Source organism: Pseudomonas quasicaspiana, assembly GCF_021147825.1.
In the GTDB taxonomy this organism is placed as follows: Bacteria; Pseudomonadota; Gammaproteobacteria; order Pseudomonadales; family Pseudomonadaceae; genus Aquipseudomonas; species Aquipseudomonas quasicaspiana.
In genome coordinates this window covers 21929-35170 of sequence record NZ_JAGTPI010000063.1, presented here as the reverse complement: position 1 = coordinate 35170, position 13242 = coordinate 21929, and the positions used below count along the sequence as shown (strand labels likewise).

The 13242-nt window shown below is 57.8% G+C and carries 10 protein-coding genes and 1 pseudogene; 4 read left to right on the top strand and 7 right to left on the bottom strand.

Features of this window, described 5'->3' with window-relative positions:
* Window positions 1-294: 294 nt before the first annotated feature.
* Window positions 295-1920, top strand: coding sequence for a methyl-accepting chemotaxis protein (locus KDX30_RS25065; RefSeq protein ID WP_122396327.1), 1626 nt, complete (start codon window positions 295-297; stop codon window positions 1918-1920).
* Window positions 1921-2005: 85 nt separating this feature from the next.
* Here KDX30_RS25065 and mksF read toward each other — a convergent pair whose 3' ends face one another.
* From mksF to mksB, 3 genes are read right to left on the bottom strand one after another with little or no spacing between them, the layout of a single operon-like run.
* The gene (gene mksF, locus KDX30_RS25060; RefSeq protein ID WP_122708503.1) at window positions 2006-4837 is read right to left on the bottom strand and encodes an Mks condensin complex protein MksF; all 2832 of its coding nucleotides are present in this window, start codon (window positions 4835-4837) and stop codon (window positions 2006-2008) included.
* Window positions 4834-5544: an Mks condensin complex protein MksE gene (mksE, locus tag KDX30_RS25055; RefSeq protein WP_027900171.1), complete on the bottom strand. Its 711-nt coding sequence runs from the start codon at window positions 5542-5544 to the stop codon at window positions 4834-4836. The genes mksF and mksE overlap by 4 nt, the downstream gene beginning before the upstream one ends.
* Entirely contained in the window at window positions 5534-6805 is a 1272-nt protein-coding gene (mksB, locus tag KDX30_RS25050; RefSeq protein ID WP_231677782.1) for an Mks condensin complex protein MksB, read from the bottom strand. The genes mksE and mksB overlap by 11 nt, the downstream gene beginning before the upstream one ends.
* Before the next feature lie 143 nt (window positions 6806-6948).
* Between mksB and KDX30_RS25045 the strand changes: the two genes are divergently transcribed.
* Window positions 6949-7746, top strand: a complete 798-nt coding sequence (locus KDX30_RS25045) for a hypothetical protein (protein ID WP_027900173.1) — start codon at window positions 6949-6951, stop codon at window positions 7744-7746.
* Window positions 7739-8191 carry a ribosomal protein S18-alanine N-acetyltransferase gene (gene rimI, locus KDX30_RS25040; RefSeq protein WP_027900174.1) on the top strand — a complete coding sequence of 151 codons (453 nt, stop codon included), beginning with the start codon at window positions 7739-7741 and terminating at the stop codon, window positions 8189-8191. Before KDX30_RS25045 ends, rimI begins: the two co-directional genes overlap by 8 nt.
* Before the next feature lie 174 nt (window positions 8192-8365).
* On the opposite strand, the gene KDX30_RS25035 is transcribed toward rimI, so the two are convergent.
* Window positions 8366-8782, bottom strand: coding sequence for a serine kinase/phosphatase (locus KDX30_RS25035; protein WP_122396325.1), 417 nt, complete (start codon window positions 8780-8782; stop codon window positions 8366-8368).
* A 159-nt stretch (window positions 8783-8941) separates the two neighbouring features.
* On the opposite strand from KDX30_RS25035, the gene can reads away from it, so the two are divergent.
* Window positions 8942-9583, top strand: a complete 642-nt coding sequence (can, locus tag KDX30_RS25030) for a carbonate dehydratase (protein WP_027900176.1) — start codon at window positions 8942-8944, stop codon at window positions 9581-9583.
* Between the two features lie 327 nt (window positions 9584-9910).
* On the opposite strand, the gene KDX30_RS25025 is transcribed toward can, so the two are convergent.
* The 3 genes and pseudogenes from KDX30_RS25025 to KDX30_RS25015 form a co-directional block, all read right to left on the bottom strand.
* Complete coding sequence (locus KDX30_RS25025; RefSeq protein ID WP_122708500.1) at window positions 9911-11083, bottom strand: hypothetical protein; 1173 nt, start codon at window positions 11081-11083, stop codon at window positions 9911-9913.
* Window positions 11084-11215: 132 nt separating this feature from the next.
* Entirely contained in the window at window positions 11216-12838 is a 1623-nt protein-coding gene (locus tag KDX30_RS25020) for a methyl-accepting chemotaxis protein (RefSeq protein ID WP_231677783.1), read from the bottom strand.
* A 176-nt stretch (window positions 12839-13014) separates the two neighbouring features.
* Window positions 13015-13233, bottom strand: a pseudogene (locus KDX30_RS25015) (HD domain-containing protein); the annotation flags it as partial.
* Window positions 13234-13242: the final 9 nt, after the last annotated feature.

Below are 13242 nucleotides of genomic sequence, written 5' to 3'. Positions count from 1 at the left end.
CCAAGCTCGGTAGGACCGAATTCATTCGGGAAGGCTGTCTGTCAGGCGATACATAAGCTGCGGATATACCGCCCCCTCGCGAACAAGTTCGCTCCTACCGTCCATGCGCCAAGCTCGGTAGGACCGAATTCATTCGGGAAGGCTGTCTGTCAGGCGATACATAAGCTGCGGATATACCGCCCCCTCGCGAACAAGTTCGCTCCTACCACTGCTAAATGAAACATACAGATACACCTTCATCTTCCGGGATCGCAGCCGATAGCTTGCTAACTTCATTCTGTGAGTTCAGCCCGCATGACACTGCGTAATCTTGGAATTGCCCTTCGCGCCGCTCTCTGTTTCTCCCTCATGGCTTTATTCGTTCTGTTCCTCGGTGTAATGAGTCTCGACAAAATGTCCGGCCTCAACAAAAACACGACGGATCTCGGCGGAGGCTGGCTGAAGTCCACTCGGCTGCTGGGAGAGTTAGCTGATACCACCTCGCGATTCCGTACCATGTCTTACCTGATCATGGTCAACCGCACCCAGGCGGACATCGACAAAGCCGAAGCCCGCCTTGAGGTGTTGACCAAGAAGGCCAACACCATCGTCGCTGCTTACGCGCCTTTGGTTCGTAGCCCGGAAGAGAGCACCAAGTTTCAGCAGTTCAAAGAAGCACTGGCTAACTATCTGGTCGCTCAGGACAAACTGCGTCAAGCGTCACTGGCCAAACGTGATGCTGAGATTCCAGGTTTGATCAGCGGTGAGCTCAAGAAGTACTCAGACCAAATGGCACCTTTGGTCGAAAGTTTGCTGGAGCTTAATCGTCAGGGTGCAGACGCTGCCGTTGCAGAGTCTGCGAGTGAATACATCAGCGCACGTAACATCATCATTGCCGTTCTGGTTCTGACTGCCGTACTGACTGTCCTGTTGGCAGTGCTTCTGACCCGCAGCATCGTTCGTCCGCTCAGCGAGGCTGTAAGGGCTGCGGAAGACGTGGCGCGCGGTGATCTGACCACTACCGCCCAAGTAAATGGCCGTGATGAAGTCACGCGCCTGCAGCAAGCGCTGCAAACCATGCAGATGAATCTGCGAGACACCCTGCAGCGTATTTCCGGCTCGGCCACTCAGGTTGCTTCAGCCGCTGAAGAGCTCAATGCGGTGACCGAGGAAGGTTCGCGATCCTTGCAGCAGCAAAATAACGAAATCGAACAAGCCGCTACTGCCGTCAACGAGATGACGGCTGCCGTCGAGGAAGTGGCCAGCAACGCAGTGAACACGTCGACTGCTTCGCAGCAATCCAGCACCTCGGCCATGCAAGGTCGTCAGCGCGTGCAGGAAACGGTCACTGCCATTCAGCAAATGACTACTGACGTCGAAGTCACTTCCGAGCAGATCCGCAGTCTGGCTGACCAGACTCAAGATATCGGTAAGGTTCTCGACGTGATTCGCGCCATCGCTGAGCAGACCAACCTGCTGGCCCTTAACGCCGCCATTGAGGCTGCGCGTGCCGGGGAAGCCGGGCGCGGTTTTGCTGTTGTGGCTGACGAAGTCCGGGCGCTTGCCCATCGCACTCAGCAGTCCACGCAAGAAATTGAAGTGATGGTCAGCGGCATCCAGCAAGGTAGCAGCAAGGCCGTAGCTTCTATGCAGAACAGCAGTAGCCGCGCTCAAAGCACTCTGGAGGTGGCTCGCAGCGCCGGTGATGCTCTTGAGGAAATCACCCGCAGCGTGGGTGAAATCTCCGACCGTAACCTGGTTATCGCCAGTGCTGCAGAAGAGCAGGCGCAAGTGTCCCGCGAAGTGGATCGTAACCTGGTCAACATCCGTGATCTGTCGCTGCAGTCTGCCGACGGCGCTCATCAGACCAATGCTGCCAGTCAAGAGCTGTCGCGGTTGGCCGTTGAGCTGAATCAGATGGTGGGTCAGTTCAAGATTTAACGAACGCCGCACCAAGCCCACAAAAATAACGCCCACAAAAAAGGCCGCATTCTCATGCGGCCTTTTTTGTTCATGCGGACTCAGCTTATTCAGCCGCTTCCTCAGCGACTTCAGAAACAGTCGCCTTCACCTCATCACGGCGACGGATGTACTTCCAGTCCGCCTCATCAATGTAGATGCCGTTAGGCCCGCTGCCGCCTTCCAGGTCGATTGCCACGTGCGCCGATACTTGCGGCTTCACACTCGCCAGAATCGGTACAAAGCCCAGTTGCAGACTCGTCTCCAGCAGCGCTGCCTGGTTCTTCTCGTCGATGTCTGCTGCTTCGTCCAGATAGTAAGGCAGGCGCACACGGCCGGCTTGATCGCGGTCCATCAAGTGCAGCAACAGGTACATGTTGGTCAGCGCCTTGATGGTCATCGTGGTGCCGTTTGAAGCCGCGCCGTCGATGTCGGTATGGATCACCGGCTGGCCGTTGACCTTGGTGATCTCGAACGCCAGTTCGAACAGGTCTTTCAAGCCCAGCTGGTTATGGTTTGCCGCCACCAGACGCGCCAGATACTCCTTGGCCTCTTCGTTCTTGTTGTCCTGCTCAGCGCTTTGGCTCAGGTCGAACACCGACAGCGTTTCGCCTTCTTCGTACTGGCCAGCGCTATGGATAATCTGGTCAATGTGCTTGAGCGCTTCCTTGTTGGGAGCGAGCACGATACGGAAGCTGGCCAGGTTGGAAACCTGACGCTTGTTGATCTCACGGTTGAACAGGGCTAGTTGGTGTTCAAGGCTGTCGTAGTCGCTACGGATATTACGCAACGTTCGCGCAATATCGGTCACGGCTGCGCGGCGAGCCTTGCCCAGCGTCAGTGCTTCGTCGGTACGGTGTGCGTAAGCATTGATCAGCAGTTGCAGACGACGCTCGACGTCTTCTTCGCTGTCGAACTTTGCGACACCTTTCAGGCGTACCTGGGCATACAGCGCTTCGATCTGACCATCGCTGCGCAGCAGACCTTGCCAGCTGTCCTGATAATCGTTGAGCAATGGCAAGAGGTTATCCAGCGAGTCATCCACCGGATCCATGTAAGGCGTACCAAACGGCAGATCAGCAGGCAGCAACTGACGACGACGCAAGGCGTCATCCAGCGTGCGTTGCTTGGACTCCAGGTCGCCAATCTGGCGCGCGACCAGTTGAAGCTTGGCGGACAGTTGCTGGACGCGTTCAGTGAACGCATCGCTGGAGCGCTTCAGTTCATCCTGCGCAGCTTCCATCTGTGCCAGTTGCTCGTGCTTTTCGGACTCTTCAGCGCTCAGGGTCTGGCAGCGACGGAAGTCTTCCAGCGCTTTCTGTGCATCCAGCACCTGCTGATACAAGGCTTCTGTTTGGGTTTTGCTGGCCGCGCGGTCGGAAGCGACGGCCTGCTGCGTCTTGAGCTGTTTCAGTTCTTTTTCGAGACGTTCTTTCTGATCACGCAATGCGGCACGGTCAGCCAGGGCTTGCAGGGCAGGCGGCTCGATGTTCGTCAGGTTGATCGACAGGCCCGGCACCTGGAACTGGTCGCCTTTGAAGCTATCAAGGATGGCTTCGAGAGATTTGACCCAAGCGTCACCATCATCCAGCGCGATACCTTGCTCACCCAGTGGCAAGCTGAACAGGGCGCTGTTGAACAGGCGCATCAAGCGCTCTACATCCGGCTGCGAGAACTCTTCACGCAGACGGGCATAGCTGTTGTTGTCCGCGTGATCGAGTTGTTGCTTCACTGACTTCAGGCGTTTTTCCAGATCGCGCAGACGTTCGTCCAGATCTTCGGCACTGAACTGACGGGATTGCGCCAAAGCACCGGCCAGTTCGTCGTGAGCATCCTTGGCGGCCAGCAACTGTTGTTCCAGCACTTTGGCGTCGTCAACCAGCGCGAAGCGATTCTTGAGGACCGCCAGTTCGCCGATCCAGCGCTGAATGCTGCTGATTTCCCGCTCCAGACGCATCAGCTCCTGTGTGCCGCCGCGCTGATCGTTCTGCAGTTCATCCTGCTGGCTGCGGTAATGCTCAGCCTGGATAACCAGCTCTTCCTTACGCGCGGTGGAGTAATCCATCCAGGTGCCGAGCAACGAATCCAGAAGCGGCGACAGGCGATGCAGCTTGCCTCGCAACAGATCACGCTGAGCGACACCTGCCGCCAGCGCTTCGACCAATGGACCCGCTTTGACCAGCGAGTTGTAGTCCTGCTCCATGCGTCGCACGTCGCGGAAGGCTTCTTCACACGCGGCGATGTAATCCACGCTGCCGGAACGCAGGCTGTGTTCAAAAGCATCAAGGAACAGCTGCTTGAGCTTGGCGGCGGTGATTTCGCGCATGTGCAGCAAGTTGATGAACAGCGCCCGGAATGTCTTCAGGCTCTGTTCACTGGTGGAGCGCAGCGGGATCAACGTCAGGTCCAGCGGAATAGACGTGTGACCGCCCACCAGCAAGCGACGCAGTTCGTCGGGCTTGAGTTCATAGGCTTTCAGGCCCTGGCTTTCCAGGTTGCTGAACAGCTCTTTCTGACGCAGGCAGGTGTCGTTCTTCTGGTAATGGCCCAGATCCAGCTTGCCCGCATAGGCAAAGAACTGGTGACCGAAACCGCCACCCGGGCCACGTCCGACCACACCAATGACGTGCGGGCCGTGGGGCAGGGAAACTTCAACCAGGATGTAACTGGTGTCCGACGCGAAGTAGAACTTGCGGGACTGCTCCAGGCTGTACTTGCCGAAGCTCATGTCCGACATGCGCGCCAGAATAGGGAATTGCAGTGCGTTGATCGAGGCACTCTTGCCGAGGTTGTTGGCCCCGTACACCGACAACGGGTGCTCCAGCGGGAACAGCCCAAGGCTGTAACCGGCCGTATTCAGCAGGGCAAAGCGGCGGATTCCGTAGCGTTCCTGGCTCATGCATCCATCTCCTGTTGCTCGTCAGCGATCGCGCGGGCCAGGGCCTGCTCTTCGGTTTCTTCCACGTCTTCGAATTCGGCGAGGTCCAGTGGGTCATCGGTTTGCAGCAGCTTTTCATCGCTGTCTTCGTCGATCAGTACCGGCACTGGCAATGGCAGAACGCTGTGAAGGCTGGCGGCCAGGTCGCGGTCCTGTTGTACCGAGAGACAAACGTCGAGGAAGCGGTGCATCGGCGGCAGGAAGCGGTAGATGCCGGTTTCTTCAGCAGCGAAACCCAACTGGGTCATGCGGCGCATGATTTTCTCTTCCAACTCGTCCTGGGTCTGCACTTCGGCCTGCAAGAACAGGTCGCGATACTTCTCCAGCATCGACGGGAGTTCATCACGGCCAAGGCTGCCGCCGTCCAGCACGGCTACCGGGTCACGACCCTGGTCGGCAAGGTGTTCAACCAGAATGAACGTGAACAGCGCCAGACGTTGCGCGGTCTTGTTGACCTGCGCAGCGGCCTGATCCGGGACGAAGTAATAGAAGCCGCGGGTGTCGCACACCAGTTCAAACCCCAGCGCCTTGAACAGCGTCCGGTATTGATCCTGTGCGTTGGACAATTGCGCGTACAGCTCCGGGTCGCGGCGGCTGATGTGGAAACCTTTGAACAGCTCGCGGAAGATCGGCGCGAGTTGCGACATTTCGGAAAGATCAAGATGCATTGGCTGGGTTCCCCGTTAGCTCATCACTGCTGGCGAGCAGGGCGAAGGAGCGCAGGCTGACCTGATGCTCCTGGGTAAAGTAGTCACGACGCTCAAGGCGTTCGCGGGTGAAGCGTTTCTCGCGGGACAGGCGCGAGAACCAGTAGAGCAATTCGTCAGTAGCGCCGTTCGGCTCCTGTTCCAAAAGCCAGACCATCAGGTCCGGCATCGGCAGGGCGTCTTCGCAACGCTCAAGCATTTCCTTGACCGTGCGGGGCGCCTGCGGTGAATCACCTTTGCGTTTGCCAACACCGGCCTTGGGAAATTTCGCCGGTTTCGGCTCAAAGCGGGCCAGCGCATACACGTAGGCCTCGACCTGGCTCGCGCTGCCCAGAAAGGTGCTCTGCGGACGGGTGAACATCGGCATCGCCGCTTGCGGCACTGCATCGATGCCTTTACGACGAATCGCCGAAAGGGCCAACGCTGCGCCACGGGTGACTGCGTTGTGGCGGCGCGCTTCTTCACGCAGCGGCAGCAGCAGTTCGCGGGCATGACGCAGCGTCAACTGAGCGCTGGTCTGCATCTCAAGGATGCGCGCGTGGGTGCGCAGCAGCATGTCGTCGTCGACCAGCTGGCCCAGGCGTTGCTGCTCAGTCAGCAAGCGCAGCAGTACGTTCTCGACCTTGCGCACGCCTTGTTCGAAAGCGCCGTCAGCGTTTACCAACTGAATCATCGGCTCGACGTATTCGTCCCAGGTGGCCAGCACTTCTGCATAACGCTGACGCAGCGGGATCTGGCGATCACTGGTCTTGGCGCGATCGGCGACACCCACCAGCGCCTGCTCGTCATTGGCGAGCTTTTTCAGGACGTCGCGCACGCGCATGTCCAGCAGGCGCAGTTGCCGGGCCAGGTCATTGGCGTCGCGGATATCAAAGGCGTCCTGGATATAACCCGCCAGACGCTCCAGATGGCGCAGATAGGCTTCGATTTCCAGGCACAGGCCCAAACGGTGCTCGCGACGCAGGTACGACAGGAAGTCATGAATCTGCGCGTTGAGTTCAAAACGGTTAGGGCTTTTCGCCACTGGAACGAGGATATCCAGGCGAATCCACACATCCAGCAGGTTGGTGATGTCCTGCGGGGTGCTATCCAGTTGCTGTGCCGCCAGTTGCAAGCGCAATTCGCTCAGGCTCAGAGTGCCCTGGTCGAAATGTTCGCACAGCGGCTCAAGAAGCGCCCAGTGTTCGGCAAGGGCGCGCAAGACGCGCTTGGGTTCGATCATTGGTAGGCCGACTGTTGGTAAATAAAAGCGGCGATTGTACTGCATCGCACGCCTCAAATTTCATCTCCGGGCGATCAACTGCGGCGGGAATTGGCGAAGAGTTGTAGAATCGCCGTCCTAACTTATCCACAGGTGGCTGACCTTTGCTCAACGAGTCCCGCCGCCGCGCTTATTTGACTGCCATGCAGGTGGTCAATTGGCTGCCGCGCACCGAACTGCCGTTTGCGGCTCCGTCACGTCCGGAGCTGCTTGCTCCGCTTGCGCCCCAGGTTGAACCGGTGGCGGATATCGCGGTGCCTGAAGCTGCGGTCAATCAGGTGGCGAGCGCCGTTGCGGCGAGTCCGGCACCTGTTGCACGGCCAAAGATCGAAGTGCCGAGACCTGCGGCCGCCACTACCCGCAAGCCTGCGGTCGCCGAAGACGAGGCTACTCCTGCGCCAGTCAAGGCTGCTGTTGTGCCGCCGCCGCGTTTTTCGTTGCAGCTACTGCGTACCGGTCGCTGCATGGTGCTGGTGGAGTTACCCACAGGCCAGGCGTTCCAGAGTCGTGATCCGGCTTATCTGCTGCTCAAGGACATGCTGCGCGCCGCCGGTTTGCCGGACAGCCCGCAGATCATTGGCGAGCCAGTACGCTGGCCGCTGCTGAGTCGTGGCCAGATTGATCAAGGGCCTGAAGCTGCACGTGATTTCGTTCAGGGTTTTGTCTCGGCTCGTCTGGAAGAAGCGCCTTGCGCATGCCTTTGGCTGGTCGGTCTGCCGTCGGTGCGCTTTGCCGGGGAAGCCAATGCCGAGGCTTATAACAGTGAACTCGAGGTTGAAGGCCTGGGTTCTGCCTGGGCGTTGCCGGGTCTGGAATTATTGATGGACGAGCCGCAACGCAAGGCCGATGTCTGGAAAGCCATGCGTCGGCTGATGGCGCGCTGGAAACCGATCGATGAGTGACGCAATAACCTTCCGCCCGATGACCGAGGCGGATCTGGACGCTGTACTGAAGATTGAGTACGCAGCTTTCAGCCATCCCTGGACTCGCGGCATTTTTCTGGATGGCCTCAAGTCTTACGAAATCTGGCTGATGTTCGAAGGAAACCAACAGGTCGGGCATGGCGTCGTGCAGGTCATCATCGACGAAGCTCATCTGCTCAATATCACTGTCAAACCGGAAAGCCAGGGCCGCGGTCTGGGTTTGCGCCTGCTTGAGCACTTGATGTCACGTGCTTACCAGTTGAATGCACGGGAATGCTTCCTCGAACTGCGGGACAGCAACCGCGCGGCTTATCGCCTTTATGAGCGCTTCGGCTTCAACGAAATCGGCCGCCGCCGGGATTACTACCCGGTTGCTGGCGGCCGCGAAGATGCGCTGGTCATGGCGTGTACGTTGTTTGAGTAATCCAGACTACTGACCAGAGTCATCCCCGGTAGGACCGAATTTATTCGGGAAGGCGGTGTTCCAGGCGAAACATAGGTCCGGATGTACGCGCTTCTTCGCGAATAAATTCGCTCCCACTGGATGTCGGCTGGCAAGCCAATATGGGGTTTCCCATAAGTCCAGAACGCATTCTACTTACAAAAGCTTCTCAGGCTTCCCATCCAGCGGATCCAGTCGGCCCAGCTCAGCCTCATCCAGACCATCACCACCACCAATGTCATCTTCGTCGACTACTGTCAGATCGAAATCGGCGGGGTTGTCTTCGCCTTCTTCTTCAGCGGAGCGGGCACCGTCTTCGCGGATCAGAATCTCTGGATCCAGATCGTCGTCAGTCGGATGATGATCCGGAGTCGACGCGCCGGTAAGGCCTGCTTCACGGACGCGCTGCTCAGGGATTTCACGGGAGAGTTCGTCTTCCGGGATCAAGTCGCCGATGCGTGCATCGTCGCCTTTGTCGTCGAAGTTCAGCTCACGCATGGAGCCCATGCGGTCTTCGTTATCGTCAATCGGTTCGGGTTGAGTTGCACCGTAAGGGCGGCGGGAATCATTCATGGCGAATCCTCGTTATTAAGGGGCTTGAAAGGTGGACCGGCACCTATTCTGAAGATTCACTTTGCTTGCACGAGCGGATCGCGAATCTGCACAACAGAAGTTAGTGACCCGGATCGTCGAGCCCCAGTCATAAGCTGGCACATCTTCGAGGCATGACACATGAACGAGCTACAAGACCTGATCGACAACAACGAACGTTGGGCAGATGCGATCACCAAGGAAGATCCTGAGTTTTTTGCCAAGCTGGCACGCCAGCAGACCCCGGAATTCCTGTGGATAGGTTGCTCGGACGCCCGCGTACCTGCCAACGAGATCGTCGGCATGCTGCCGGGTGATCTGTTTGTGCATCGCAACGTGGCAAACGTCGTGCTACACACCGACCTCAACTGCCTGTCAGTGATCCAGTACGCCGTTGACGTGCTGAAGGTCAAACACATCCTGGTCACCGGCCACTATGGTTGCGGCGGTGTCCGTGCATCGATGCAGGATCGCCAGTTGGGCCTGATCGATGGCTGGCTGCGCACCATTCGCGATCTGTATTACGAGCACCGCGATACTCTTGCCAAGTTGCCCACCGAGGAAGAGCGCGTTGACCGCATGTGCGAGCTGAACGTCATCCAGCAAGTGGCGAACGTCGGCCATACCAGCATTGTGCAAAACGCCTGGCATCGCGGGCAGAGCCTCTCGATCCATGGTTGCATCTATGGCATCAAGGACGGCCGCTGGAAAAGCCTGAACGCGACCATCAGCGGCTTTGAGCAACTGCCGCCGCAGTACCGCTTGCGTCCGTTGGGGGAGTAAGTAGTCCGGTTGGATGCAAAACCCTGTGCAGACTGTGTGAAAACTACTGCGCTCGGCAATACTGCGTTAAAAACAGGCGAAAAATGCTCATTTAGAACACCTAGACTCCGCTTTTTCGCCTGTTTTTGCCTTGTCTTGCCGTCGCTCGCGACGTTTTCACACAGTCTGTGTGGGAGCGGATTCATCCGCGAAGACGGCAGTAGGTCAATGAATATCTATTGAGTTTACCGAGCCCTTCGCGAATGAATTCGCTCCCACAGAGACCGCACCAGCCAGTAGGAGCGGATTCATCCGCGAGAGAATGTTACCCGGGACACCGCGCATTATTTACATATACGGATGAACCGCTGGCGCTGTCAGCGGCTTCTGCAGCTGTTTAAGCGAGCGGGATACCGTGCTGCTCGTGCATTTGGCGTCAGCTTGCGCCTGAGTCAACTTGCGCACGTCGGTGTAGAACAGAACACAGGTCTTGGCCTTGTTGGTCACCTGCCAGTTCTGTGTGCAACTGCTCAATGTCGCCTTCGGGTCCGCGCCTGGTTTCTGGCCCATTCCTGCCTGCCAGCAGGCTGCACTCAAATCCTGCCCCATGACCGCCAGTCCGGCGGCATCTGCCTTGGCTTCATCGCCACCATAGTTGGCTTTGTCAGCGGCGTACCAGATATAGCTTGGATGGTTCGAGCCCAGCACCGGCACGTTCTGCCCAGGATTCGGACTGATCGTCGCCAGACCCAGCACCGGCACGCTGGCTGAGTATTGTTGTTTGATCCAGTTACGCACCGGCGCACCAAACGCAACCATCGGCAGCGACGTACCCGCAGCGTTCTGGCTCAACTGCTTGACCATCGTGGTCTGGTAATCCTGGAAATAGCTGTACACACCTTCCAGCGAACTGCCCGCTGAGGCTGGCGCGGCAATCGGCGCGATATCGATGATGGTCTGATAACCCGGCGTCTGCGCGGTCGGGATGCCGTTGTAGGTCAGCAACTGTGCCCAGCGGTCGGTGGTGTTGGACTTCAGATAGTCCTGAGCCTGGGTCAGCGAATAATCTGGCGGGAAGTGCAGCAGTTCAACGCTTTTGCGATTCTCCAGCGCCATGCCCAGCGGCAGGAACAAATACCAGTTGTACTGCCATTTGTCGGGTCCGGAGGCCAGGAGTTTTTGCGCGCCGTTGTAGGCCAGGTCGCCTGCGTCCAGCAGTTGGGAAAGAGGCTTGTCATAGCCGTCCGGCACACCGCTGATCTGCGCGTAGATCACGTCATTGTCGTTGGTGACGGTGACTTTGCCGGTGTAGCCGTCGCGCTGCACGCTCTGGGTCAAGTAGTGCTCGACCGTCTGTTCCAGCGTCCAGTTGCGATAACAGATCACGTTGCAATTGTTGGGGAAGGCGAAGAGTTGGGTGACACGCTCCCGGCTACCCAGCTTGACGTTGACATCGGCCTGAGCCATGGCACCAAACGTCAGAGTGGCGAGTGTTGCAGTCCATACAGCGGCTTTCAGCATGCTCATATCCTTTTTGGCAATCTGCCCCGAGGTTTTGGGGCGCCTCAATATTGAAGCAATGTGCCATTACGAATAAATGGGTCGCGGTAAATATTTATTACCTGCCACCGTGAGCATGCATTACCGATTTGTTCAGAGCACGAAACGCTGAACCATGACGTTTAGATCGGTCGCCAGCACTGAAAGCGCATTACTGGCGACCGTCGTTTGATGCGCGCCGGATGCGCTTTGAGCCGACAAGTCGCGAATACTGCTGAGGTTGCGGTCCACTTCGCCGGCTACTTGTGCCTGTTGTTCTGCAGCGCTGGCGATCAGCAGGTTGCGGTCGTTGATGGTGGAGGTTGAGCTGATAATTACGGTTAATGCTTCGCCGGTGGCGGCGGCCTGTTCAAGGGTCACGTTGGCTTGCGTTGCTGTTAGCCGCAGCGCCTGTGCCGTCTCCTGGGTACTTTGCTGGACGCTGTTGATCAGTCCTTCGATTTCCGTGGTCGACGCACTGGTGCGCTGCGCCAGGGAGCGAACTTCATCGGCCACCACAGCAAACCCGCGTCCGGCCTCACCCGCACGGGCGGCTTCGATGGCGGCATTGAGTGCCAGCAGGTTGGTCTGATTGGCAATCGCGCGTATTACATCAAGGATTTTGCTGATGCTCAAAGTGCGCTCAGCAAGCCCTTCAGCCTGATGCGAAGTATCTAGCACACTGCCGGTCAGTTCCTTGATCGAGCCAATGGTGTCGGCGAGGCGCGCTTTACCGTTGGCCGCCGCTTCGTTCGACGCCAGAGATTCGGTTGCCGTGTTGCTGGCATTGCTGGCGACTTCCATGGCCGCCTGACTCATCTGGTTGACCGCGACTGCTGCTTGCTCGATTTCGCTGTTCTGCAGCTTCAGGTTTTCCGCGCCGGATTCGGCGATGCTGCCCATTTCCTGCACCGACTGCGAAAGCTGGTTGGCCGCCGCGTAGATCTGCTCGATGGTGGTGTGCAGATTGCCGCGCATCCGGCCGAGCATCGTCAACAACTGAGCCGTTTCGTCCTTGCCTTCGGGGATCGTCTGCGGGCTCAGGTCACCATTAGCGATGGTGCTGGCAATCTTCAACGCCTGACGGACCGGGCGAATGATGCTGACGCTCAAGCGCCAGGCCAGCAGCAAAGTCAGGGTCAGTACGGCGGCGATAACGCTGAGCGCGATGATCCGGGTCTGGGCGTAACTGGCACTGGCATTTTCGACAGCAGTTGCCGCGCTTTGCTTGTTCAGTTCGCGCAGCAGTTGCACCTGCATGTCCATCAGGTCGCCCTGCAAGGACAGCATGGTATTGGCCAGCATGCGCGCGTCTTCAATCTTGCGCTGTTCAATCAGCGCGATCTCGTCGTAAAGGCCTGGGATGAACGCTTTGTAAGCATCCTGCAACGCGACAAGGGAATCTCGCTCAGTGTTGTCCTTGACGTGGGCCAGATAGTCAGCGAAGCCTTTTTCGGCATCATTCTTCAGGGTTTCGACGTTGATCTTGCTGGTGACCACTGCGCCGGGGTCGTCAGCATTGGCGATCAGACGGATGCTTTCGCTGCGCATTTTGATCAGTGTGATCGCCAGCGCATCCGCCATGGCGATGCTGGGCAGCGAGCCGCTTTCCACGGTCTCACCCTGATTACGAATCTCCTGCATCTGGAGCAGACAGAACGCGCCCAGTCCCACGGTAAGCAGCGAAGTGATCCCGAAACAGATCACCAGACGCTGAGTGATCCTGAAGCGGCGCAGGACAGCGGTAGCCTCAGAAGTAGCCCCGGAACGTCGGCGGAAAATGGCATGTATTAACTTTTTCACGGCAGGCAAACCCAGTCGATAGACGCATCGGAGACTGGGTTATAGGGCAGTTATGTGATGTCTTTGTGACATCGCAGAATTTGGCGTCAAATTTCCGATGATCCGCCCGGTCAAAAGGTTTGCGGTGCACCGACTTCCTGCATCAGCTCATCCAGAAAACGCTTCATACGGGAATGCCTGACCTGCGCCATACGAACACCCGTAGCTGTCTGAAAACCCTCGGTCAACTGGAACAGCTTGGTGTGGAAATGATCCACGGTGAAACGCTTGTCGTCGTAATCACGTTGTGACGCGTGTGGGTTCTGCGGGTCATACAGGCCACTGCCCATTCAAACGTA